19 protein-coding genes are annotated in these 24,390 nt (G+C 41.3%); 12 read left to right on the forward strand and 7 right to left on the reverse strand.

Features of this window, described 5'->3' with window-relative positions:
• Nucleotides 1-306: 306 nt before the first annotated feature.
• The gene (lysS, locus tag L990_RS07275; RefSeq protein WP_047447147.1) at nt 307-2,028 is read right to left on the reverse strand and encodes a lysine--tRNA ligase; all 1,722 of its coding nucleotides are present in this window, start codon (nt 2,026-2,028) and stop codon (nt 307-309) included.
• Nucleotides 2,029-2,195: 167 nt separating this feature from the next.
• On the opposite strand from lysS, the gene lipA (L990_RS07280) reads away from it, so the two are divergent.
• A complete protein-coding gene (gene lipA, locus L990_RS07280) occupies nt 2,196-3,083 on the forward strand; it encodes a lipoyl synthase (RefSeq protein ID WP_047447152.1) in 888 nt (295 codons plus the stop codon).
• Between the two features lie 262 nt (nt 3,084-3,345).
• Here the strand turns inward: lipA (L990_RS07280) and L990_RS07285 are convergent, their stop codons facing one another.
• Nucleotides 3,346-4,104 carry a LytR/AlgR family response regulator transcription factor gene (locus tag L990_RS07285; RefSeq protein ID WP_047447019.1) on the reverse strand — a complete coding sequence of 253 codons (759 nt, stop codon included), beginning with the start codon at nt 4,102-4,104 and terminating at the stop codon, nt 3,346-3,348.
• A gap of 4 nt (nt 4,105-4,108) precedes the next feature.
• A complete protein-coding gene (locus L990_RS07290) occupies nt 4,109-5,617 on the reverse strand; it encodes a histidine kinase (RefSeq protein ID WP_047447021.1) in 1,509 nt (502 codons plus the stop codon).
• Nucleotides 5,618-5,682: 65 nt separating this feature from the next.
• Between L990_RS07290 and lipA (L990_RS07295) the strand changes: the two genes are divergently transcribed.
• From lipA (L990_RS07295) to recJ, 3 genes are read left to right on the forward strand one after another with little or no spacing between them, the layout of a single operon-like run.
• Nucleotides 5,683-6,657 carry a lipoyl synthase gene (lipA, locus tag L990_RS07295; protein WP_081981641.1) on the forward strand — a complete coding sequence of 325 codons (975 nt, stop codon included), beginning with the start codon at nt 5,683-5,685 and terminating at the stop codon, nt 6,655-6,657.
• Between the two features lie 6 nt (nt 6,658-6,663).
• Complete coding sequence (lipB, locus tag L990_RS07300; protein ID WP_047447023.1) at nt 6,664-7,362, forward strand: lipoyl(octanoyl) transferase LipB; 699 nt, start codon at nt 6,664-6,666, stop codon at nt 7,360-7,362.
• A complete protein-coding gene (recJ, locus tag L990_RS07305; RefSeq protein ID WP_052180825.1) occupies nt 7,363-9,093 on the forward strand; it encodes a single-stranded-DNA-specific exonuclease RecJ in 1,731 nt (576 codons plus the stop codon).
• A 1-nt stretch (nt 9,094) separates the two neighbouring features.
• On the opposite strand, the gene L990_RS07310 is transcribed toward recJ, so the two are convergent.
• The 3 genes from L990_RS07310 to purE are packed head-to-tail and all read right to left on the reverse strand — an operon-like array spanning nt 9,095 to nt 12,467.
• On the reverse strand, nt 9,095-11,083 hold the full coding sequence (locus L990_RS07310) for a hypothetical protein (protein WP_047447024.1): 1,989 nt from the start codon (nt 11,081-11,083) through the stop codon (nt 9,095-9,097).
• A 1-nt stretch (nt 11,084) separates the two neighbouring features.
• Nucleotides 11,085-11,948: a hypothetical protein gene (locus tag L990_RS07315; RefSeq protein WP_047447026.1), complete on the reverse strand. Its 864-nt coding sequence runs from the start codon at nt 11,946-11,948 to the stop codon at nt 11,085-11,087.
• A gap of 6 nt (nt 11,949-11,954) precedes the next feature.
• Nucleotides 11,955-12,467, reverse strand: a complete 513-nt coding sequence (gene purE, locus L990_RS07320; protein ID WP_047447028.1) for a 5-(carboxyamino)imidazole ribonucleotide mutase — start codon at nt 12,465-12,467, stop codon at nt 11,955-11,957.
• Between the two features lie 79 nt (nt 12,468-12,546).
• Here purE and hpt point away from each other — a divergent pair, with 79 nt between their 5' ends.
• The 8 genes from hpt (at nt 12,547) to glgP (ending at nt 23,487) form a co-directional block, all read left to right on the forward strand.
• The gene (gene hpt / locus L990_RS07325) at nt 12,547-13,089 is read left to right on the forward strand and encodes a hypoxanthine phosphoribosyltransferase (RefSeq protein ID WP_047447031.1); all 543 of its coding nucleotides are present in this window, start codon (nt 12,547-12,549) and stop codon (nt 13,087-13,089) included.
• Nucleotides 13,090-13,118: 29 nt separating this feature from the next.
• Nucleotides 13,119-13,697, forward strand: coding sequence for an adenylate kinase (locus L990_RS07330; RefSeq protein ID WP_047447034.1), 579 nt, complete (start codon nt 13,119-13,121; stop codon nt 13,695-13,697).
• A 67-nt stretch (nt 13,698-13,764) separates the two neighbouring features.
• Nucleotides 13,765-14,757, forward strand: coding sequence for a GTPase ObgE (obgE, locus tag L990_RS07335; protein WP_047447037.1), 993 nt, complete (start codon nt 13,765-13,767; stop codon nt 14,755-14,757).
• Between the two features lie 3 nt (nt 14,758-14,760).
• Entirely contained in the window at nt 14,761-15,342 is a 582-nt protein-coding gene (locus L990_RS07340) for a phosphatase PAP2 family protein (protein ID WP_047447040.1), read from the forward strand.
• Nucleotides 15,343-15,378: 36 nt separating this feature from the next.
• A complete protein-coding gene (locus tag L990_RS07345; RefSeq protein WP_047447043.1) occupies nt 15,379-16,335 on the forward strand; it encodes a lipoate--protein ligase in 957 nt (318 codons plus the stop codon).
• Nucleotides 16,336-16,637: 302 nt separating this feature from the next.
• Nucleotides 16,638-17,915 (forward strand): glycosyltransferase family 4 protein, encoded by a 1,278-nt coding sequence (locus L990_RS07350; RefSeq protein ID WP_047447046.1) that lies wholly within the window; start codon nt 16,638-16,640, stop codon nt 17,913-17,915.
• 28 nt (nt 17,916-17,943) lie between these two features.
• Nucleotides 17,944-19,224 (forward strand): glycoside hydrolase family 57 protein, encoded by a 1,281-nt coding sequence (locus L990_RS07355; protein ID WP_047447049.1) that lies wholly within the window; start codon nt 17,944-17,946, stop codon nt 19,222-19,224.
• Nucleotides 19,225-19,236: 12 nt separating this feature from the next.
• On the forward strand, nt 19,237-23,487 hold the full coding sequence (gene glgP / locus L990_RS07360) for an alpha-glucan family phosphorylase (protein WP_047447052.1): 4,251 nt from the start codon (nt 19,237-19,239) through the stop codon (nt 23,485-23,487).
• A 37-nt stretch (nt 23,488-23,524) separates the two neighbouring features.
• Here the strand turns inward: glgP and L990_RS07365 are convergent, their stop codons facing one another.
• Nucleotides 23,525-24,139, reverse strand: a complete 615-nt coding sequence (locus tag L990_RS07365; RefSeq protein WP_047447055.1) for a hypothetical protein — start codon at nt 24,137-24,139, stop codon at nt 23,525-23,527.
• Between the last annotated feature and the right edge of the window lie 251 nt (nt 24,140-24,390).

Raw genomic sequence — 24,390 nt, forward strand, 5'->3', positions numbered from 1 at the left:
CGGGATACGTTGTATTTGGGGCAATCGCAAGGCTTTGTATTCCTTTTATATGACGAATTTGGGGCTGTTCTTGATGTTGTGCAAGACGATGTTACAACTCCTCCTAAAATAATTAGAGGGAAGAAAAGTGTGAGTAAGTGTTGTTTTTTTAATCTTGCCATGGCTAACTTTTTGGAATGTAAAGTTACGACAAAAGAAGTAAAAGTGTAAGAGCTTTCCTGCTTAAGTACCCATTCAGACTTCCCGAGGTATGCTTAAAAAAGAGAAAGGCACTAAAAAGTGCCTTTCTCTTTTTTATATCTTGGGTTAGGCGCCAATCCATCCTTTTACATCGTCGGCAGAAGGATTCGAAAGCCCTAACTTGTGCTTTTTGTTCATTCCGCAAAGATCGTTGAAAAGTTTTCCTGGGTTTGCCTTTTTTAGTGATTCGATGGTGGTGTAGCCCATTTTTTGGATTACAGGGATCCATTCAGCAGGAATTCCAATTGAAAGATAGGCTTCCGTGTCATCCTTTGCGACCTTTTTTTCGGGGCGCATTTGTGGGAAAAACAGGACATCCTGAATCGAAGGTTGGTTGGTCATAAGCATGGTAAGTCGGTCGATCCCAATTCCCATACCAGAACAGGTTGGCATTCCATACTCTAGCGCTCTTACGAAATCCATGTCGATGAACATCGCTTCATCGTCTCCTTTTTCAGAAAGCTTCATTTGCTCCTGAAAGCGCTCTAGTTGGTCTATTGGATCATTTAACTCCGAATAGGCGTTGCAAAGCTCTTTCCCATTAACCATAAGTTCGAAGCGCTCTGTTAGAGCTGGGTTGCTGCGGTGACGCTTGCAAAGTGGCGACATTTCGGTTGGGTAATCCATCACGAATGTAGGTTGGATGAAGTTGCCTTCGCATTTTTCTCCAAATATTTCGTCGATAAGCTTTGCCTTACCCATGGTTTCGTCTGCTTCAACTCCAATTTCTTTGCAAACTTTTCTGATTTCCTCTTCGTTCATGGTGGAAACATCAACGCCAGCATACTCCTTAATCGCATCCAGAATGGTGATGCGGCGGAATGGTGCTTTAAAGTCAATCGTCTTATCACCCACCTGTACTTGTGTTGTGCCATGTAGCGCAAGAGCTACTTTTTCAATCATTTGCTCGGTGAATTCCATCATCCAGAAGTAGTCTTTGTAGGCTACATAAATTTCCATTACGGTAAATTCTGGATTATGAGTTCTGTCCATTCCTTCATTGCGGAAGTCTTTGGCAAACTCGTATACCCCTTCAAAACCTCCAACAATCAACCTTTTTAGGTAGAGTTCGTTGGCAATGCGAAGGTATAACGGCATATCTAGCGCGTTGTGGTGCGTGATAAATGGCCTTGCTGATGCTCCTCCAGGAATTGGTTGAAGGATAGGTGTTTCTACTTCGAGGTATCCTTTTGCATTAAAGTATTCGCGCATCGTACTGATAATCTTTGCACGTTGCACGAAAACGTCTCGAACTTGCGGGTTGACGATAAGATCGACATAGCGCATGCGGTAGCGTTGCTCCGGATCGCTAAAGGCGTCAAAAACTTGGCCTTCCTTTTCTTTTACAATGGGAAGTGGTCGGAGTGATTTCGATAGAAGTTTTAGTTCTTTAGCGTGAATGGAAAGTTCTCCTGTCTTTGTTACAAAGACAAAGCCTTTAATGCCAACAATATCCCCAATGTCGAGCAGCTTTTTGAAAAAGGTGTTGTACAGGGTTGGATCTCCTTCAGGACAAATGTCGTCACGACGAACGTAGACCTGTATTTTTCCTTTGTGATCTTGAAGTTCGAAGAAGGAAGCGCTGCCCATTATGCGGCGGGTCATCATTCTTCCTGCAATACTTACTTCCTGAAAGTTCCCTTTTGCTTCATCAAAAAGGTCTTTGATCTCTTCAGTGTTGGTATTTATTTCAAACTTTTCGGCTGGATATGGGTTGATGCCCAACGCTCTTAGCTCTTCCAGCGAGTTGCGGCGTATAATTTCCTGTTCGCTTAAGTCTAAATTGATCATCTCCGGATTGACAATTTTGTTTAATTCGCAAATATAGTAATTATTAGATTTTATGTGCTGTTGAAACTTTCATGGCTTAATTTCTAGGAGGAAACGTGAACTACTTTAGCTTTTGTTGTCCAAACTTTTTATCATGCATGATGTTTGGCTCAAAAAATAGAGGGATGGAGAAGAAGTTTGCTTCGAAAATAAGTAAGCCAGATTGGCTAAAGGTGAAATTCACGCAAGGCGAACGGTATGCAAAAACAGCTGCGATTGTAAAAAGTCATAATCTGCATACAATTTGCGAAAGTGGAAAATGCCCCAATATAGGGGAGTGCTGGGGGAGAGGTACCGCAACGTTTATGATTGGTGGTGATGTTTGTACCCGCACCTGTGGTTTTTGTGCTACTAAAATTGGGAAAACCCCAGATTTGGATCTGTTTGAACCATTAAAAGTAGCAAAGTCAATCAGCCTGATGGGGGTTGAGTATTGTGTAATAACTTCAGTGAATCGGGACGATTTGGAGGATGAAGGTGCCGAGCATTGGTTTCGGACGATCGCAAAAGTAAAGGAGCTAAATCCGAATGTTGGAGTGGAGGTTTTGATTCCTGATTTTCATGCTAAAAAGGAACTAATTCAGCGGGTGTTGGATGCAAAACCTCATGTGGTATCTCATAATATGGAAACGGTAAAGCGTTTGACCTCAGAAGTCCGCTCTCACGCTGTTTACGACGTTAGCTTGTCTACGCTTAAGTATGTTGCAGATGCTGGTTTTGTTTCTAAATCGGCGGTGATGCTTGGTTTGGGCGAAAAGGATGATGAAATTTTTCAGCTGATGGATGACTTGTTGGCAGTCGGTTGTAGAATTCTTACAATGGGGCAGTATTTGCAGCCTTCCTTTAAGCATCTAAAGGTGGTTGAATTTGTTTCTCCCGAAAAGTTTGATTTGTTCAAACAAGTTGCATTGCAAAAAGGGTTTGATTACGTAGAAAGTGGACCTTTAGTAAGGTCCTCATATTTAGCCGAACGTGCTTTTCATGGAGTTTTCGGGAGTTCGAGCGCAGAGTAAAAAGAAAGAGCAACCTCACGGTGGCTCTTTTTTACTTTAATTGGCTGTTGGAATTAGCTATAACAGCGGGATTGCTGCTACGCTATCTGTCATTCATCTTACTTGTTATGATGAATATTGAGGGAATTATCGTTTGTCAATATTACGAAAAAGGTATTTATCGTAGTTCGGAAAAATCAACAATAAAATTATCTGGTCAAGATTTGGCGATAACTGGTCGTTTTAGCACGATAACTGGTCGTTTTTTCCTGTTTTCTGGTTTTTATAAATTCGATATTCTTGCTAAAAATTCAGTCTTGCGCCTGCGAGATATTTCTATTTTACTCCCATTCGTCATAATTGCATAGCTTGCGCTTCCTCCGCTTATGTAAGATTTTGCATGTGTGAGATTGATAAGTGATGATGGACTTACCCTCATGAAGTTAAATTCTGAGAGCATTTCTTCAAAATCTTTCATTGTTTTGGAGCTATGCTGTTGTTGGCCGTCGATTAAATGAACCGTTGTGTAAAATTCATGATACTCGCAGTGTATTATTTCTCGGACTTCAACGAATGATGTTGTTTTAGCCCCAATTATGGCAATCTTTTTAAGATCGTTTTTAAGATTTTTTAGATTGTCCAAAAGGTTCTTAATCTCTGGAAGGCTGTTGAGGTTGTCGTTTTCTTTTTTTCGTACTATTTTTTTTATAGCTTCCTCCAGTTCAATAGGATTAACAGGCTTTAGCAGGTAATCTATGGCATTGAACTTGATAGCTCTAAGGGCGTAACTTTCGTGTGCTGTAATGAAAATAACGTTGAAATTGTGGTTTTGAACATTGGCAAGAAAGTCAAAGCCGGTTCCATTTGGAACTTCAATGTCTAAAAAAACAACTTCAGGATGGTACAAGTCCATGCATCTTAACGCATCTGTAATATTTGTGCATTTAGCGACGATGTTGATTAACCCGTTGAATTTTTTTTCTAAAATCAAAGAGATCGTGTCAATGCTGTCTATTTCGTCATCAAGAATTAGTGCATCCATAATTCTAAAATAAGTCAATTAGTGGTATTGAGTATGAGATTACCGTTCCTCGTTTTTTATCTGTCTGATTCGATACATCTACAATTTGGATATCGTGGCAAAAATGTATGTTTTTGGCTTTGTAGGCGAGCATAAACTGCTCAATTGTAATATTTATCCCCGATGATTGGTGGGGATGGCTTAGCGTTGTTTTGTTTTCTATAGATTGATTTATTCCAATTCCGTTATCTTCGACGTATACATTCAGAAATTTTTTATTCCTAGAATATCTAATGGCTATATTTCCTTTGATGTCGTTAGGCAGAGGGGCTATTCCATGCCATATCGCATTCTCAATAAATGGCTGAATAAGCATCGGGGTAATCTTTATTTCGTCTGGTTTTAAATTTGGACTTGTTTCTATGGTATACTCAAAGCCATTTTTGAGGCGTTGTTTCTCTAAATTCAGGTATATTTTTAAAATCTCAATTTCTTTTGATAGTAGTATTTCATCTTGTCGTAGGCATTCTAGCGTTTTTCGCATAAGTGTCGAAAAATTGGATAGGTATATAGAGGCTTGTTCGGGATTGTTAGCCCAGATGAACTTTTGTATAGAATTTAGGGAATTGTATATAAAATGAGGGTTGAGTTGGGATCTTCTTAGTCGTAGCTCTATTTCTGTTGAATTTTGAATTGCTTTCGATGTTATTTTTTTAGAAAGAAAAAAAATGGCGACTATAATGGAGGTTGAGCATAGGATTACAACAACTAGTATTGGTTGGTCGTCAGATTTGGTCGTTTCTTTTATTTCGCTTTTTGACGACGGGTAGTTAGACGTTTTTTGAAAAAAAGAATTTGGGTTGGACAAGGTTTGATTTGCATTGTTGCTGTATGTCAGAGTTTTATTTTTTGATGTGTTTTGCGAATAGTTGTCTGTTAATTCTATTGTATCGTTCCCGTATTCCTTCTGGGAGTGCGCCAATATTTCGCCTAATCTATTATAGCAGATGCTAGTCTCTTTTTTATTGTTTAGTATAATGTTTAATCCTAATGCTTCGTAGTATAGTTTTTTTGCTTCTGTGTATTTTTTGCATTTTAAATAAGCAAGGGCTAGATTGGTAGTTGCTATGGAGAGTTTGCTGCTGTTGTTAAGATTTTTAGCTCTTTTAATTGCTTGTTTAAACAGAGGGATGGCTAGATATGGTTGGTTAATTGAAAGATAGTGGTTGCCTGTTTTGTTGAGAATTTCAAAAGACCGGTATGCCGTGGACCTATTTTGTGCTTGTAGAGGAAGTTTTGCGCATACACTATTGCTGTCGAATGGATTGTTGCTTGTTGATTTGGCTGTATTTAGTGCAGAGTGGTTAGCTAGTTTTAGAATATCCGTGTTGGCTAGTTCTTTTGATCGAATGTTTTTGTACGGATGGGGTCGAGATATTGCAATCAACTGGATTGTACATAATGCTGTAATTAGCAGTGTTTTTTGCCAGAAGTCAACGTTGGTTCTTACTCGTTTTGTGGTTGTGTCGTCCATCGCGGGCTATTGTTGTTGTTACAAAAGTAGTTGTATTTTGTTAACGTAAAAGAGTAATTGTTATAATGAGAGTGGCTCGTATTGCTTTTTTTGTTAGATGGCAACCCCGGGAATCTTCAAAAAATTGCTTACTTTGCTACTTTAAAAAGTTATTAACCTTGGAAAACCATCATAAAAGATTAAAGAAACCTGAGTGGCTTAAAATAAAACTTACAGAAGGCGAAAATTTCGCAAGTACGAGTCAGACCGTAAGGGCTCACAATCTCCACACGATTTGCAGTAGCGGAAGATGTCCGAATATTGGAGAGTGTTGGGGGAAAGGCACCGCTACATTTATGGTGCTTGGTGATATTTGTACCCGTTCTTGTAAGTTTTGCGCAACCCATTCTGGTCGCCCTCTTCCTGTAGATCAGGAGGAGCCTGCTCGCTTAGCACAATCTGTCCGTTTAATGGGGGTAAAATACTGCGTTATTACTTCTGTTGATAGAGATGATTTGCCCGATGGAGGTGCAGAACATTGGGCAAAAGTTGTTCGGGCAGTTAAAGATGCTAATCCTGAGACTTCTGTTGAAGTCCTGATCCCTGATTTTGATGGCCGTAAGGATCTTATCGATATCGTCCTTAATGCTAAGCCTGATATTGTAGGGCATAACCTCGAAACCGTGAAACGGTTGACTCCTGAAGTACGCAGCCGTGCTCGTTATGATGTCAGCCTGTCGACGCTTAGATGCATTGCCGATAGCGGAGCTGTCGCAAAGTCGTCGCTTATGCTTGGTTTAGGAGAGACCGAGGAAGAGATACTTCAGTCAATGGATGATTTGCTTTCTGTTGGCTGCCGAATTTTAACTTTAGGTCAATACCTTCAGCCGACCCATAAGCATTTTCTTGTACAGGAGTATATTCATCCAGATAAGTTTGCCCAATATAAGGATATTGCCCTTAAAAAGGGATTTAACTACGTAGAAAGCGGTCCTCTTGTGCGTTCGTCTTATATGGCAGAACGGGCATTTCATGGAATTTCTAAACAAGCTAACCCTTAAATAACGATGAAGAAAGAACTTTCATACATTAACTTGGGGTTGATTGACTACAAGGAAGCATGGGATAGGCAGCAAGAACTGTTTGATAGAATCGTTGAGCGAAAATTGAGTGGGGGAAATGCTAGCGACACCCTGATTCTTTGTGAGCATCAGCATGTTTATACGTTGGGAAAAAGCGGCCATAGCGCTAACCTTTTGATAACCGATGACTTTTTAAGTAGCATTGGAGCTTCTTACTATAAAATAGATAGAGGTGGTGATATTACTTATCACGGGCCAGGTCAGATTATTGGCTATCCTATAATTGATTTGGAAAAATTTGGGGTGTCGTTGAAGGATTACATTCGTTTAGTGGAGGATGTAATTATTCAGACTATCGCTCATTTTGGTCTTGTCGGGGATAGGTTGGAAGGTGCAACTGGTGTTTGGCTTGATCCTTTAAAGCAGGGGAAAGCGCGAAAAATATGTGCTATTGGGGTTAAAGCAAGTCGCTTTATTACCATGCACGGTTTTGCCCTGAATGTAAATACAAATATGGATTACTTTTCGTACATCAACCCATGCGGATTTATAGATAAAGGAGTAACATCCCTAGAAAAAGAATTGGGGACATCCTTAAACATGGATGAGGTTCGAAGTGTTATTGTCGAAAAGTTTTTAAAGGTTTTTGATGCAACTTTAAATAAGAACTTGGAGGCAAAGTAGATGGTGAAATCTTGGATAGTAAAAGAGCAGAGCGACCCTATAAAAGTGGCAGAATTGGCTACATCTTTGGGGATCGATGCTGTTTTAGCCAATCTGCTTGTTCAGCGTGGGGTAACTTCTTACGATGAGGCCAAAGCATTCTTTCGACCTTCGTTAGACGATTTGCACGATCCTTTTCTTTTGACGGATATGGACAAAGCCGTTGAAAGGTTGCATCGTGCAATGGAAAACAACGAGAAGATTCTAGTTTACGGGGATTATGATGTTGACGGAACTACTGCTGTTGCGTTGATGTATTCTTTTTTGAAACCCCGTTACAATAATGTTTCGTACTATATACCAGATCGGTATAGCGAAGGTTATGGGGTTTCTTATAAAAGTGTTGAGTACGCTGCAGAAAATGGCTTTACGCTGTTTATAACTCTAGACTGTGGAATAAAGGCCGTCGAGAAAGTGGCTCATGCTAAGGAGTTGGGAATCGAATTTATCATCTGTGATCACCATTTTCCTGGTGAGGAAATTCCCGACGCTGTTGCCGTGCTGGATCCTAAGCGTACGGATTGCCTGTATCCATTTAATGATTTGTCGGGATGTGGGGTAGGTTTTAAACTGCTTCAGGCTTATTGTCAGAGGTATGATATTCCATTTTGCGAGTTGGAGCCGCTGTTAGATTTGGTAGCTGTAAGCATCGCTTCAGATATTGTTCCCGTAATTGGAGAAAATCGCGTACTTGCATACTTTGGGCTTAAGCGCCTCAACGAAAAGCCGCGTCATGGCTTGAAATCAATCATAAAGATATCTGGATTAGAGCATCACAATATTGCTATTGATGATATTGTGTTCAAAATAGGGCCGCGTATTAACGCTGCCGGACGAATGGAGTCTGGTAAAACGGCTGTAGACCTGCTTACCGCAACGAATGAGGAGTTTGCGCGTGAAATGGGCGAGATAATAAATGAATGCAATAACGACCGAAAAAATGTAGATAGAACAATAACGTTGGATGCTTTCAACTTTATTGAAAGCAACCCTGAATTTGCAAAAAAGAAAAGTACCGTTCTTTTTAATCCAACTTGGCATAAAGGGGTTGTTGGAATTGTAGCATCTCGCTTGATTGAAACCTACTATCGACCAACCGTGGTTTTAACACTGTCGAGCAACGGATTCGCCACAGGTTCAGCGCGTAGTGTTCCTGGTTTTGATCTTTATCAAGCAGTTGAAACCTGCTCTGATTTGCTGGAGAACTTTGGAGGGCATATGTATGCGGCCGGTCTGACTTTGAAGGTCGAAAATGTGGAAAAATTTGCTGAGCGTTTTGAAGAGGTTGTTAGCGCTTGTATTCAACCAGAAATGCTTATCCCTCAAATTGAGATTGATGCTAAACTTGACTTGGAGGCTATAACTCCAAAGTTTTATAGAATTCTTCGCCAGTTTCAGCCATTTGGCCCTGGAAACATGTCTCCTGTTTTTCTTACCGAAGAGGTGTACGATAATGGTGATGGGAGGAAAGTTGGTGCTGGTGCGGAACATTTGAAGTTAGATTTGATTCAAGAGAATAATCCATATAAGCCGATTGGTGCAATAGGTTTCGGATTGTCAGATCATTACGACAACATAAAAAAGGGATCAGCATGCAAGGTTTGCTATGCTATTGTAGAAAATCATTTTAGAGGAGTATCCTCTTTACAACTTCGGATCAAAGATATTAAGTTGCAAGACGAACCACTCTAGATTAAAAATCTAGGGTGGCCTGTAGCTTTATTTCTGTTTTCTTGCTACCTTCAATCATATCGGTTCCTTCTCCTATGCTGCTTATTGGCAGAGCGTAGAATGTTTGAGATATTTTAGCCCAAAAATTCAAGCGTTTTCTTGTTTTTATCTTGAGCATGAGATAAGCTCGATTTCCTTTGTTGTTAAAGGATGCAGATGCATACATTCCAGGGAGATCATTTTCGTAGTTATACTGAGCCACGTCCCAGCTGTCCGCTTTAAAGGTGGTGAATCTAGCGTATACTTGTAGCCGCGTTGAGGGAAAGGAATGCTGGATGTCGGTGTACAAGAGATAGCCCCATTGCGAACTGTGAGATTCTGGGGTGTATTTGCTAACTGATGAGCCGATGGTGATTTCAGTGTTTTTTGAAGGTATAAACTTTAAGTATAAATCACCCTTGTTGGTCTGAATTGTTTCTGTTTGGGAAAAGGTTGGTGGATTTTGTTTTTTATCCTGTTCTATTGTTTTATACCTATAGCGTAGTCGTCCTTCTATCTGTTTGGATAGGAATCCTTTGATGGCAATTCCAACTTCTGAACCATTTGAAGATTTGCTAACTCGATATTTGGGGTAAGGAAATTTAAACATATCGGCATATGCCGTGATAGCGTAGTTGAATTTGGGAATGATTTTTAGCCCGATGTAAAAGCCTTCTTCGTTGGTTGCGTTTGAATTTTCGCCAAAGGCATTGTTCCCAGATATTTTATATTGTCGAGAGTAGTTTCTGTAGGATGCTGATATGGTCGCTTTTGATGATATTTTAGAGGCCGTGCTTATGAGCGATGCCAGATTAAGGTTGTTGTCACTAGCAAATTCTCCAAATAGAGAATATTTTTTCCATTGCTTGTAGAAGTCGAGGCTAAATGCTTGTTCTAAATCTTGGACTCCTTTTTTGTTCATCTTTTTTGAAACGAAGTTTAAGGCGATGCTATTTTGCTTGTTTGAGTAGCTTATCTTGCCCGCAAGCAGCTGTTGGTTTACTGTTGCACGGCTATTGATTTCATTTTGGGTTCGATGCAATCCTGTTGTATAGGTTGTGAATTTAGAAGAATCGCTTGTAGATATTCGGCCGTCAAGCCATCTGTTTGAGGCGGCAAGTGTGATTGTAAAGGGCTTCATGTCTACCTCTGTTGCGATTCCTCGATAAAAAGATGTTTCATCAAATGATTTGTAAGCCGTAATACTACTTCTTTTTCGTATTGTGGAAGGGTCTCCACTTTTATTCATAGAGAATCCAGCCCAAGCAACAAGACCCTGTCCTAAATTTATTCGGTAGTCTCCAATTATAATTTTAGCCACGTGCTTAATGGGCGAAATTGCCGTAATACTAGTTGAGAAATTGTCAAAATAAAGTTGCTTGAGAGGGGCTTTTTCTCCAGCATCTTTTTCAGAGTGGATGTTGATAAAAATATTTGTACCCATTGTGAGATTGTAGGCCGCAGCATAGTGGAGGCGATTTCCTAAAAATTGATTATCAGTGGTGTCTTTGTATCCTTTTGCTTTTTGGAAAGTATAGGTGGATCTTCCCATGGCAGATTGCCTTGTCGGGATCAGATTTTTTAGCGTTAGGTACGTTTTTTCGGACGAAGTGGTGGTAACGAACGGAGAAATGATGCTAACGAGTTCTAAATCAAACCCAGGGACAAAATGGAGCTCGGTTGTTGACTTGAATTCTCCAAATTCTTTGATGTAATCTTTGATGCTTTGGATCAAAAAATCAGATAGTAGAGGGATTTTATCTAGTTTTGAATGGATGCTGTCATTTATGCAAATTGGATTTTTTAGGAGATCTTCGAATATTGACGAAAGTTCTTCAACATCCACTTTATCTTCGCTGATACTTGCGGTGTACTCAACTGCCCTTTTTACAGGGTCTCCTATGTCTGTTTGGGCGTAAGATAGTAGGGTGGCATAGGTTAGCGTTATGGTTATAATGTAGCATCGGAGCATGCTATGTGTTTTTGTTGTTGAAGAGAATTGTGACAGAAACTTGGGGCGAATATCCAAGGATATTATGCTTGGTTACGGCAAAATCAAATGTTAAAAAGTTGGTTGAATATCCAACTCCAATGCTAAGGATGTTCGGGGATGATCTAAACCCAGATCGGGCGTGTAGTCTTTTTAAAATATCCCATTCTATACCGGTGTGAATGGACGCTTTTTTATTAGTTTGATTTTCTATATCTGAGAAAATGGATATTCCCCAAGGTGACATGTAGGATATCCCTATTGCTAATGAAGCGGGGAGAGGTTCTTTAACTTCATTCCCAATAGACTCGTTTGTTGGATTTACAATGTGTATGCCAACCAGTAGTTCCTTGCTGATTTGTGCGTTTATCCCAACTTCGCCTGTAAAAGCCGCTACCGAACCGTAATTTTCGGTAACCTGAATATAGTGGTAGCAAAGTTTCCCTCCAAATGAAACTCCTTTCCAAATTTTCTTTCCGAAAGCAAGGGATGCAACCCCTTGGTTGTAGGAGGTGATTCCAAATCGGGAAATATACAATCCTACATTAAGGAACTTAGAGGCGTAGGTTCCTCCAATGGTAGTTTGATTGAGCTCTTTTATTAAGTAGGAATTTTCATAAAAGATTCCGGCTTGAAAGGTGGCATTTGAAAAAGTGAGGTTGGCTGGATTGTTCAGTGATGACCAAAAATCTGTAAGAGCAACATAGCTGCTTCCAAGGGCATTAGATCGGCTTCCTTTGGGAGTTATTTCTTCTACTTGTTGAGCTAAGGAACGGCTGGGAAAAAGAAAAAGAATGGATATCGAAAAAATACAGTAGATTCTCGATATGCCATTCTTTCGGTTCATTTATGTTTAATTTGTCTTGTATTCGTATTTGATTTCGGCAAGCTCTTTATTTGCTGCACTGATTTTTTTTGCTAAATCGGCTTTGAAAGCCTTAATTTTTTCAAAAATATCAGGCTCTCCAGTGCCAATGATCTGAGTTGCCAGAATAGCCGCATTTTTTGCTCCATCTAAAGCTACGGTTGCAACAGGAATTCCTGCAGGCATTTGTAGTATTGAAAGTATAGAGTCCCAGCCATCTATGGAGTTTGATGAGTTGACTGGCACGCCAATTACTGGTAGTGGAGTAAGTGCTGCAACAACTCCAGGGAGGTGGGCAGCACCGCCTGCTCCAGCAATAATCACCTTAACACCGCGAGTGTGCGCATTCTTTGCAAAATCAAGCACCATTTCGGGTACGCGATGGGCTGATAAGGCGTTGATTTCAAAAGGAATGTGCATTTCGTTTAAGAACTTTGCAGCGTCTTCCATTATTTTCATGTCGGAAGTGCTACCCATGATAATGCTAACTTTTGGTTGCATAAAGCGAACTTGAGGGATTAAATTAAAATTGAACAAATATTCTTACCTTCGCAAGATACTTAAAATTTCAACTCCAACTATGGAACGTATTAAACTTCATGACAAGGTTTTCGAAGTTTCTATTCCTTCAGAAAAAATACAAGAGGCTGTAAGAAAGGTTGCCGAGCAGATTAGTCGTGATTACAATGGGGACGATTGTCCTGTTTTCTTGAGCGTGCTGAATGGTTCATTTATGTTTACCGCCGACCTGCTAAAGAATATAGAGTTCAACAGCGAGATATCTTTCACTAAGCTTTCATCATACGAAGGAACCTCAACAACGGGCAAGGTGCACGAGTTGATCGGTATCACCAAGAGTTTAAAAGATAGGATTGTTATTGTAGTCGAGGATATTATTGATACAGGTACCACGCTTGAAAAGTTGGTGGAAATTATAGGCGCACAGCAGCCTCGTGAAGTCAAAATAGCAACGTTCCTATTTAAGCCTGAGGCTTATAAGAAGGATGTCAAAATTGACTACATAGGAATGGAAATTCCCAATGACTTTATTGTAGGTTACGGCTTGGATTATCAAGAACTTGGTCGTAATTACAAGGACATTTACACGCTAGTATCAGAATAACTTTAAAATAGTTTCGGCTTCTAATTATCATGTTAAATATTGTACTCTTTGGAGCTCCTGGTGCAGGCAAAGGCACGCAGGCCGAGTTGCTCATGAAGGAATATGGACTTTTGCATCTTTCAACAGGAGAAATGCTTCGCGAAGAGATTGCCAAAGGAACAGCTGCGGGGCAGAAAGCAAAGGCTATAGAGCAGGGGAATTTTGCACCAGATGAGGTTGTTATTGAGTTGGTAACTAGTAAGATTTTAGAAAATAGAGATTCTAAAGGTTTTGTTTTTGACGGTTTTCCACGTACGACCTCTCAGGCTGGAATCCTAGATTCCATTTTAGAATCGGTAGATTCTAATGTAACCATGATGATTTCGTTGGAGGTCGATCAGAAGGTGCTTGCAGAGCGACTTTTGAAACGTGGAGAGGAAGAAAATCGATTGGATGATAGGAATATCAGCATAATTGAGAAACGGATTGGAATTTATCACGAGCGAACAGAGGTTGTGATGGATTACTACAAGCAGGCCGGAAAGTTTTATCCGGTCTCCGGAGAGGGGACATTAGATGAGATCCTCAATCGGATTAAGGAACAAGTAATTGTGGCTACTCAGAAGTAGCTTAACGGAACCTAAGTACCAGAGCTGTAATTTTTGTACCTTTGCTGCTTAGGTTTGTAATATCAGCATCATGCAATCTAACTTTGTAGATTACGTTAAGGTCTTTTTACGCTCGGGCAATGGAGGTGCAGGTTCGTCTCACTTTCGTCGAGAGAAGTTTGTGGAGTTCGGTGGTCCCGATGGCGGTGATGGAGGCAAAGGAGCCAGCATCATCCTGCGTGGTAGTACCCAGCACTGGACGCTTATCCACTTAAAATATCGTAAGCATATTCATGCCGACAATGGAGATTGTGGCCATGGGCAGCGACGTTCTGGAAAATCCGGTGAGGATATTATTCTTGACGTTCCGCTGGGAACCGTAGCAAAAGATGCTGAAACGGGCGAGATCCTGATGGAAATAACCGAGGCGGGAGAAGAAAAGGTTATTGCACCTGGTGGGATTGGCGGTTTAGGTAACTGGAACTTTAAAACGGCTACCAATCAGGCTCCGAGATATGCTCAGCCAGGAATGCCTGGAATCGAAGGATGGTTTATTCTTGAACTGAAAATTCTTGCAGATGTGGGGCTTGTTGGTTTTCCCAATGCCGGTAAGTCAACGCTACTTTCGTCGATATCTGCGGCTCGACCTAAAATTGCTGATTACGCTTTTACTACCCTAGAGCCAAGTGTTGGTATTGTGGAGTATCGTGATGATCGCTCTTTTGTAATGGCGGACATTCCGGGTATCATAGAAGGTGCTCATGAAGGACGCGGTTTGGGTCTTCGCTTTTTGCGGCATATTGAACGTAACTCAATGCTACTTTTCTTGGTTCCTGCTGATAGCAAGGATATTCGTCAAGAGTATGATATACTCGTGAATGAGCTTAAAATGTATAATCCAGAGCTGCTCGACAAGAAGCGCATATTGGCTATTTCTAAGTCGGATATGCTTGATGAGGAGCTGATGAGTGAAATGGAGCAAGATTTGCCGAATATCCCTCATATATTCATAAGTTCTGTGGTTGGATATCATATGATGGAACTTAAAGATATGATTTGGAATGAACTAAATACAGATTAGAAAATGGAATGGCTGCTTGGAATTGATACGAAGATACTTTATTTTATAAATGGACTTAATACTCCTTTTCTGGATGAGGTTATGTGGATAATATCAAAGCCGATGCTATCCATTCCTATCTACTTGTTTTTTATTTACCTGTTTTATACGCTCGATGGGAAGAACTTCTGGAAACCTCTTTTAGCCGTTGTTTTGGTGGTTACTTTGGCTGATAGAATATCGGTAGAGTGCTTTAAAGATGTTGTTTGCCGGCTGCGTCCGAGCCATACAGAAGGTATTTTAGAAAATCTGCACTTCTACGTTAAATCCAACGGGCAGGCGTATCAGGGAGGACTTTACGGTTTTGTATCGTCTCATGCTGCCAATACCTTTGGAGTTGCCGTATTTATGATGCTGTATGCAAAGCGAAAGTACGTTACTGCAATCGCACTTGTTTGGGCTTCTGTAGTCTCTTTGAGTCGTGTGTATCTTGGGGTTCATTTTCCAACTGATATTTTGGCCGGTGGAGCGTTGGGTGCTCTACTTGGTTGGTTCGTTTTTTGGGGCTATAAAAAGCTGTCTAAGAAATATGGCTGGGTGAACTAAGCCCAGCCTTTTTTGTTTGATGCTAAAATTGTAGTTATGATATGTATCAACTTAGCATCAACTAACCCATATTTTAATCTGGCTGCCGAGGAATATCTGCTAAAAAACTATACAGATGATGTGTTGATGATCTGGCAGAGCGTTCCTTCCGTTATTGTAGGGAAGCATCAGAATATGATGGCCGAAATAAACTATCCCTACATTCTTAAGAATGGTATTCCTGTAATTCGACGCCTTTCTGGTGGAGGTACCGTATTTCACGACCTCGGTAATGTAAACTTTACGTATATAGCTAATGGCAAAGAGGGGCATATTGTCGATTTTAAGCGCTTCACTCAGCCAATCGTCGACTTTTTAAATTCGTATAAGGTACCTGCCGTTTTATCGGGGCGTAACGATATTTTGGTCGATGGGCTTAAATTTTCGGGGAATGCTGAGCACGTTTATAAGCAGCGGGTTCTACATCACGGAACAATTCTTTTTTCGTCGAACCTCGAAATGTTAAAGCAGGGTATAACTCGTGTTGGAGGTGTATATTCTGATAGCTCTGTAAAAAGTTTTAGAAGTAAGGTGGCAAACCTTGCTCCTTATTTTCGACCTCAGATAGATGTAGATACTTTCCGATCGTTGCTTTTCTCGTACCTAAAGGAAAGGCATTTTAGCGATAGCCACTTTTTTAGTGATGTAGAGATGGTGCAAATTCAGAGGCTGGCGGATGAAAAGTATAGTACATGGGAGTGGAATTTTGGCTATTCACCCGACTATTCATTCAATTCTGGAGATGGTTCTTTGATGAAAATCCATTTTTTTGTAAAAAAAGGGCGCATCGACGATATTAAAATCAGCAGTTCTGATGCTAATTTTTCGGATGTAATAATAGAGAGCTTGCGCGGCCTACCTCACGATGATTTCAAATCAATATCCCAAATTCTTGTTTCAAATTGTAATGATGGCTTGAAAGAATCCGATATAATAGCAGATTGGATTTACTAGTTTGACTTTTTTGTTAAGTGAAAGTTTGCTGCTTGTGATGTTAAATCACTTATATTTAACGTAATTCTGAAGTGATGTTAGAATAATATTTTATATTTTGTTAATCGAATTTATCTATTAGTTAGTAGTACATATGATCCAAGCCATGCATTCCCTATGGCTTGCCTACAGTGCACCATTGATATTGAACACTACACTTAGCAGCTCCCGACAAAAGCTGTTAGCATGATGGAATAAAGCCTCAACGTTGTCTACAAGAGGAAAATATATATACCAGATGTAGAATTAAAAATTGTGGTAGTATGAAGGTGTTAATGTTCGGGTGGGAATTTCCTCCACATATCACAGGAGGACTAGGTACTGCCTGTTATGGAATGACTAGGAGCCTTTCACGTAAGAACGTGGAGACAATTTTTGTAGTTCCTAAGGTTTATGGTGACGAGGATAAAGACGCTGCACGTATTATAGGTGCCGATGGTTATCAAATTAGCGAGCAGATTTTGGATAAAGAATTCCGGGAAAAGGTTTTAAAAATTAGTATTGATTCCAATCTTATTCCTTACGTATATCCAGATGGACCTGTTTTTACAGAACAGCAAGATTTGGAAGTAAAGCTCAATGCTATTCGGGATCAAGCCTCCTCTTTCCACTTTTCGGGGACTTATGGTGCTAACTTATATGAGGAGGTGAATCGTTTTGCTTTTATTGCAGGGATCATTGGTGCTGAATATAAATTTGATGTTATCCATGCTCACGATTGGTTAACATTTCAGGCAGGTGTTGCTGCCAAGCACATATCCGGAAAACCGCTCATAGTGCATGTTCATGCAACAGAATTCGATCGTTCGGGAGAGAATGTAAACAAGCATGTTTTTTCGATTGAAAAGTTGGGTATGACAGAAGCCGACATGGTGGTTTGTGTCAGTAACCTCACCCGTAATATTGTAATTAGCCGTTACGGTATTAATCCCAAAAAAGTAAAGGTGGTGCATAATGGTGTCGATTTTAAGCCGAGTAAGCTCTCCATGGTCGAAAAGCAAAAAACGGTACCAGAAAAGGTCGTAACCTTTATGGGGCGGATAACCTACCAAAAAGGGCCTGACTATTTTGTGGAAGCGGCCTATAAAATTCTAGAGAGAACTTCTAATGTTCGGTTTGTTATGGCAGGCGATGGCGATATGCTTAAGCATTGCATTATGCGTGTTGGTAAGCTGCGCATGGGCGATAAGTTTCACTTTACTGGTTTTTTAAAAGGATCAGATGTTGAGCGAATGTTGGCTAATACAGACGTATTTGTAATGCCATCGGTTTCGGAACCTTTTGGTATTGCACCCCTCGAAGCAATGCGATCAAAAGTTCCTGTTATAATTTCCAAACAATCTGGGGTTTCAGAGGTTTTAGATTATGCATTAAAGGTTGATTTCTGGGATGTCGATGCTTTGGCTGATGCAATTTATGGATTGGTAACCTATCCTGCTCTATCACAACTTCTGAAGCAAGAAGGCTACCTTGAAGCTTCAGATTTGAAGTGGGATAAGGTTGCAGACAACTTAATTCGTTGCTACAAAGCTTTAGTATAACATTCTTCCATTTTTTTAATCACTGATAATGAAAAATATTTGCTTTTACTTTCAGGTTCATCAGCCTTTTCGGTTAAAACGGTATAGGTTTTTTGATATTGGTAAGGATGTCAGCTACTTTGACGACTCTGCAAACAGGAGTATAATGAACAAGGTTGCAGAGAAATGCTATTTGCCAATGAATTTGCTGCTGCTTAAGCTAATCAAAAAGCATAAGGGTGAATTTAAGGTTGCATTTTCTATTTCTGGAACTGCTATCGAGCAGATGGAATTGTATGCACCAAAAGTTTTGGATTCGTTTAAAGAGCTTGCTAAAACTGGATGCGTTGAGTTTTTGGCTGAGACATACTACCACTCCTTATCTTCTATATCGGATACTGAAGTTTTCGAAGATCAGGTTCTTAAGCATAAGCAAAAAGTTGAGTTCCTGTTTGGGCAAGTGCCAACGGTATTTCGCAATACGGAGCTCATTTACTCCGACTTAATTGGTGCAAGGGTTGGCAAAATGGGCTTTAAGGGGATGCTGGCCGAAGGGGTAGATGGCATCTTAGGAAAAAGAAGCCCCAACGTACTTTATGTAAATCCCTTTATGCCTTCACTGAAGCTGCTGCTCCGGAACTATCGCTTAAGCGATGACATCGCCTTCCGCTTTTCGAATCAAGGATGGGCTGAGTGGCCTTTAACTGTAGAGAAATATTTGAAATGGTTGAAGGAGACGGCTATAACCGACCAGGTTGTTAACATCTTTATGGATTACGAAACGTTTGGAGAACATCAGTGGGCGTCAACCGGCATTTTTAATTTTATGGAGATGTTGCCCGCCGCAATACTTAAATCTAAGGAATTCAATTTTGCTACTCCATCCGAAATCGTAGAATCTCTCACACCTGTCGATGCCATTAGTGTTCAAACCAATGTTTCGTGGGCTGATGTAGAGCGAGACCTTTCTGCGTGGCTAGGAAATGGGATGCAGGATAATGCTTTTGAAAAGATATTTTCATTGTCGGCAGCCGTTGATAAGCTTGCTGACGATAGCTTAAAGAGCATTTGGGGAAAGTTGCAGACCAGCGATCATTTTTACTACATGTGCATTAAGTGGTTGGCCGATGGTGATGTGCATAAGTATTTCAACCACTACAGTTCTCCTTATGAGGCGTTTATTACCTATATGAATGTGGTAAGTGATTTTGAGATGCATGTAAATAGGGGTTTAGAATTACAGAATAAGGTGCAGGTTAGCCTGCAAAAAGATATGGTTGAGGAGAAGAGTTCTGCTCAGCCTACCGATCCAATGTGTTACTTAGGTTAAAATGTTTACGATATGAGCATAGCTAACGACATCGTGCCTTCCTACCTTTTTGAGGTTGGTTGGGAGGTTTGCAACAAAATTGGGGGGATTCATACTGTAATAGCAACAAAAGCTCTCCAGATTTCGGAAGTATTACCAGGTCGGCATATCTGCATAGGGCCTGATGTTTATAAAGATACAACAGACAATCCCGAGTTCTTAGAAGATAAGGAGCTTTTTAGAGGATGGCGAGAGCGACTTTTTCATGAGGGGTTGCGAATCCGTGTCGGTAGGTGGAATATTCCTGGGTATCCAATAGTCTTTTTGGTGGATACATCATCTTACATATCTAAAAAGGATGAGCTGCTAAAGTGGTACTGGGAACAGTTTAACCTAGACTCATTGACTGGGCAGTGGGACTATATCGAGCCAGTTCTTTTTGGATTTTCGGCAGGACGTGTGATCGAAAGCTTCTATCACTATACCCTTACAGGCGATAACAAGGTGGTTGCTCACTTTCATGAGTGGATGACAGGAACTGGGCTGCTTTACTTAAAGGCTCAAATGCCTTTGATATCTACAATCTTTACAACTCACGCAACTGTGCTGGGGCGTTGTTTGGCTGGTGCTAGCATGCCTCTCTATGAAAGTATGCTCAGTGTTAATCCGGATCTTGCTGCTCGCGATCATAACGTTCAGGCAAAGCATTCTCTTGAAAAAACAGCGGCAAATGAGGCAGATGTTTTTACTACTGTAAGCAGCATCACGGCAAAGGAGTGTTCCCACTTTTTGAATAAAACGGTGGATTTAATTACCCCAAATGGGTTTGATTCTTCCATTGTACCAGGGGTGAACGATCTTAAGCTGAAAAGAATTGAGGCTCGAATTGCGATGTTAGAAGTCGCAGAGGCTCTGCTTGCTCGTCCAGTTGCTCAGGATTGCATTATATTGGGAACTTCTGGTCGATACGAGTTTAAAAATAAGGGATTAGATGTTTTTATCGATTCGCTAGGATTGCTAAATAAGGACGAGGAGCTAAAGAAGGAGGTGCTTGCGTTCTTTTTTGTTCCCGCAAATCAGCATGGCCCCAGAAAAGATTTGGTAAAAAACTTACACGATAAGAATATTGCCGATGCCGTCACTTTACAGGATCCTTTTTTAACCCATTACTTGGTCGAGCCGAGCATCGATCCTGTTCTGAATAAAATTAGGCAGGCTGGATTGGGGAATGGAGAGTCGGATAAGGTGAAGGTGTTCTTTGTTCCCAGCTACTTAAACGGGAATGACGGTATCTTTAATAAAAAGTATTACGAGCTACTGGTTGGTCTTGATGCAAGTGTTTTCGCCTCCTACTATGAGCCTTGGGGGTATACACCTCAGGAAAGTTTGGCTTTCCATGTGCCTACATTTACCACCTCGCTAGCCGGGTTTGGTAATTGGATGGAGGTTCATGGCTATACAAACAAGGGGTTAGAGGTTATTCCTCGTACCGATAGCAACTACCCAGATGTTGTAGAGAACATTAAAAAGACCATTCTCAACTTTACAACGGTAGAGGTTAAACAGTTTGAGAAGCTGAGAGTGGAGGCCGGAACCCTAGCTGCTCAGACGCAATGGCGATCGTTTGTGAAGTACTATCAAAAGGCCTACTCACAAGCAATCAATAAGTCTTTTGGTAGAACTAATAGGCAAGTAGGTATGGATAAGAGCGACTTGATTTCGTTTATAGATAAAGCTCAAGAATTGAGCAAGCCTCGTTGGTCGAAAGTATTTGTTCAGAAGAATGTGCCTGAGCGGCTCAAGCCTCTTGAGGAGATTTCGAGAAACTACTGGTGGTCTTGGTCGTATGCTGCTCAAGATTTATACAAGGAGATTGATCCTGATCTTTGGGAAAGCTGCGGAAAGAATCCTGTTGACTTCTTGAACCAGCTAAGCTTCTTGAAGTACAGGGCGCTTGAAACCGATAGTGACTTTCTCTCTCGCCTGAACTCTGTTTACTCCGATTTTAAGTCGTATATCGAAAAGAAAGAAAAGAATGGCTACAAGGTTGCCTACTTTAGCATGGAGTATGGTATCGATCGTTCCTTAAAAATCTATTCGGGTGGATTGGGCGTGCTTGCTGGCGACTATTTGAAGGAAGCTAGCGATCAGAATGCTGGAATAGTTGCCGTAGGTTTGCTCTATCGGTATGGCTATTTTGCTCAGCAGCTATCCTCTACGGGTCAGCAAATATCGCTTCATGATGCCCAGGACTTTTCCAAGTTGGCCATTACTCAGGTAAAAGATTGCGATGGCTCTCCGTTAACTATATCGCTACCACTTCCTGGACGACGGCTATTTGCTCGGGTATGGCGGGCTGACGTTGGCCGTACAGAACTTTATTTGTTGGATTCGGACTATGAGGCAAACCTTCCTGAAGATAGAACGATAACCCATCAGCTTTATGGTGGAGATTGGGAGAATAGGCTAAAGCAGGAGGTTTTACTGGGCATTGGAGGTATTCGTGCTTTAAAGAGAATGGGCATAAATCCGAATATTTACCATTGCAACGAAGGGCATGCGGCATTTATTGGTTTGGAGCGTATGGTAAACTACATCGAAGATGAGAAGCTATCCTACGCCGAGGCTATAGAGGTTGTTCGTTCCTCTTCCATATTTACTACGCATACTCCTGTTCCTGCAGGGCACGATGCTTTCCCTGAAGAGATGTTACGTCCTTACTTAAGCTACCTTCCTGCTCGGTTGAAAATTTCGTGGGAGCAGCTCCTTCGTTTGGGTGATTTGAAGGCTAGCAATCCGGCTGAAAAGTTTTCGATGAGCATGCTTGCCGCCAACCTCTCTCAGGAGATTAACGGCGTTAGTATGCTGCATGGAGAGGTTAGCCGAGATATCTTTAAGAAGCTGTATAACGGCTATATGCCATCTGAACTGCATATTGGTTATGTAACAAATGGAGTGCACTATCCAACTTGGGCATCTAAGGAAATTGTACAGCTTATCGAGAATGATGATGTTCCTAATGCGGCAGAAGCCATCGGAACTCCCGCATGGAAGGAGCGAATTGATAGCATAGACGATAGGCAGCTCTGGGAGACAAAGCACAAGCTCCGATCAAAGCTGATAGAGGTGGTTCGGCGTAGGCTCCTAGATCCAACGTATGCTAAGTACGACGATCCAAAGCAGGCCATGAGGGTAGAAGAGGGGCTTCGCGATGATATTCTTATAATTGGTTTTGCGCGTCGCTTTGCAACCTATAAGCGAGCTAGCCTTCTTTTTAGGGATATGGAACGCCTAAAGGCTATTGTTAGTAGTACAGACAGGCCTATTCTATTCCTATTTGCGGGTAAGGCACATCCAAACGATAAGCCAGGACAGGACTTGATAAAGTATATCGTGGAGATGTCTAAGCGGGAAGAGTTTGAAGGCAAGGTGATCTTCCTTCAAAATTACGATATGGAGTTGGCACGTAGCATGGTTCAGGGGGTTGACATTTGGCTTAACAACCCAATGCGCCCTATGGAGGCTTCGGGAACCAGCGGGCAAAAGGCAGTTATGAACGGAACGTTACATTTTAGCGTTCTAGATGGCTGGTGGGTCGAGGGTTACCAGCAAAATGCCGGATGGGCCTTGCCTCAGGAGCAGCTTTACGAAAATCAGGAGTATCAAGACCAGTTTGATGCCGAGACAATTTACTCGATTATTGAGGATGATGTTCTTCCATCTTTTTACGAAAAGGGAAAAGATGGCGTGCCACATATCTGGATTGAGTACATCAAAAACTCGTTGAAGTATGTTGCACCGCAGTTTACCACTAAGCGAATGCTGCACGACTATCAGAAGAAGTACTACAAGGTTCTGATTGGTAGAAATAAGGATATTGGTGAGAACAGCTACGATATGGCTCGCGAATATGCCGATTGGAAACGAAAGGTGCTGAGAAATTGGTCGAGCATAGGTTTGCTTTCCTTGAGCCAATTCCAGGCAGACAATGATGAGATCATTTTAGGAAAGAAGTATAGCTCCTACGTGAAGCTCGATTTAAAGGAGCTCTCAACCGAAGATGTTGGTGTGGAGCTGGTGGTTGCTAAGATGCTCGAAGGGGATGCTGCTGAGATTCTCGTCAAAAAGGAGTACGACTTGGTGGAGACCGAAGGGCCGATTGCCACCTACAAGGTTGATTTGATCCCGATTACCCCAGGTATTTATGAGGTAGGCGTAAGGGTGTTTGCAAAATGTAAGTACATGCCGCATAGGCAAGATTTTTGCCTAGTTCGGTGGTTGTAGATAAAAAAAGAGGGAGACCATTTGGTCTCCCTCTTTTTTATAGTAAAGGTTTCTTTGTGTTCGCCTTTTTTACTTCATTTTTCATCTTGCTCTCATTCTCAAGAGGCGAAGTGCCGTACACCTCGCACTCCATGTAGTATTTCGGAACTTCTCCGTACCCTCCAAGCTCCTTCTTCTCTTTTACCAGCAGGTACATCCCTCCGTTGGCGGCCGCTTTTTTCTTGGCCATAACCTCGGCGCTCGATTTGGCTCCCAGAGCCGTAGTAACGTTGGATGAAGATTTTCCGATGATGATAGCTCTTAGGTACATGCCATCAACATCCGACTGCTTGTCTGTTACAATAATCGAACGCCAGTCTGTTGCCGACACGTTCGAGAAAACAGGCTTGTTGTACACCTCCACCTTGCCAGAGGCATAGACAATACGCTGCACCATCTTTCTAACAATTTCGCGCTCCACATTGTTGGAGTCTGGTAGCGTGTAGAATACTTTTGAGGAGGAAACGCTGGTTACCGAGGTAAGTAGCGTATCGCGTGTAAGGGTAAATATGGTATCCTTCGGATGTTTCGCTGGTAGATTACCTTGACCAAAGCTAAGGTTAGAAAGGGTAATGCCTAGTAAAAATAGAAGGGGGCTGAAGATTCTTGCCATAACATTAGTTTATTCCCGTGACTAAATAAGTACTCCACGCTGCATGCGGGCGTTGAAGATTGGCAAAAATAGCAATAATTGTGCACGAGCCCACATAATTAACATATCTCCTCTCATTTATTGAGGCAGGCACCGTCGCTATGACGAAATAAAAGAATTGACACATTTTACCACACATCCCTAAGTGGTTAGTGATCAAAAAATAAATTGTCAAAATAGAGGGGAAGTGTAGTGCTCTGCAAGAGGTTTTA

Origin of the sequence: Alistipes sp. ZOR0009 (assembly GCF_000798815.1) — a bacterium.
In the GTDB taxonomy this organism is placed as follows: Bacteria; Bacteroidota; Bacteroidia; order Bacteroidales; family ZOR0009; genus Acetobacteroides.

What these genes read in the sequence shown, in the direction of transcription:
- lipA (WP_047447152.1), top strand. Translation starts at nt 2,196, where the DNA reads ATGGAGAAGAAGTTTGCTTCGAAAATAAGTAAGCCAGATTGGCTAAAG.
- L990_RS07285 (WP_047447019.1), bottom strand. Translation starts at nt 4,104, where the DNA reads ATGGATGCACTAATTCTTGATGACGAAATAGACAGCATTGACACGATC.
- L990_RS07290 (WP_047447021.1), bottom strand. Translation starts at nt 5,617, where the DNA reads ATGGACGACACAACCACAAAACGAGTAAGAACCAACGTTGACTTCTGG.
- lipA (WP_081981641.1), top strand. Translation starts at nt 5,683, where the DNA reads ATGAGAGTGGCTCGTATTGCTTTTTTTGTTAGATGGCAACCCCGGGAA.
- lipB (WP_047447023.1), top strand. Translation starts at nt 6,664, where the DNA reads ATGAAGAAAGAACTTTCATACATTAACTTGGGGTTGATTGACTACAAG.
- recJ (WP_052180825.1), top strand. Translation starts at nt 7,363, where the DNA reads ATGGTGAAATCTTGGATAGTAAAAGAGCAGAGCGACCCTATAAAAGTG.
- L990_RS07310 (WP_047447024.1), bottom strand. Translation starts at nt 11,083, where the DNA reads ATGCTCCGATGCTACATTATAACCATAACGCTAACCTATGCCACCCTA.
- L990_RS07315 (WP_047447026.1), bottom strand. Translation starts at nt 11,948, where the DNA reads ATGAACCGAAAGAATGGCATATCGAGAATCTACTGTATTTTTTCGATA.
- purE (WP_047447028.1), bottom strand. Translation starts at nt 12,467, where the DNA reads ATGCAACCAAAAGTTAGCATTATCATGGGTAGCACTTCCGACATGAAA.
- hpt (WP_047447031.1), top strand. Translation starts at nt 12,547, where the DNA reads ATGGAACGTATTAAACTTCATGACAAGGTTTTCGAAGTTTCTATTCCT.
- L990_RS07330 (WP_047447034.1), top strand. Translation starts at nt 13,119, where the DNA reads ATGTTAAATATTGTACTCTTTGGAGCTCCTGGTGCAGGCAAAGGCACG.
- L990_RS07340 (WP_047447040.1), top strand. Translation starts at nt 14,761, where the DNA reads ATGGAATGGCTGCTTGGAATTGATACGAAGATACTTTATTTTATAAAT.
- L990_RS07345 (WP_047447043.1), top strand. Translation starts at nt 15,379, where the DNA reads ATGATATGTATCAACTTAGCATCAACTAACCCATATTTTAATCTGGCT.
- L990_RS07350 (WP_047447046.1), top strand. Translation starts at nt 16,638, where the DNA reads ATGAAGGTGTTAATGTTCGGGTGGGAATTTCCTCCACATATCACAGGA.
- L990_RS07355 (WP_047447049.1), top strand. Translation starts at nt 17,944, where the DNA reads ATGAAAAATATTTGCTTTTACTTTCAGGTTCATCAGCCTTTTCGGTTA.
- glgP (WP_047447052.1), top strand. Translation starts at nt 19,237, where the DNA reads ATGAGCATAGCTAACGACATCGTGCCTTCCTACCTTTTTGAGGTTGGT.
- L990_RS07365 (WP_047447055.1), bottom strand. Translation starts at nt 24,139, where the DNA reads ATGGCAAGAATCTTCAGCCCCCTTCTATTTTTACTAGGCATTACCCTT.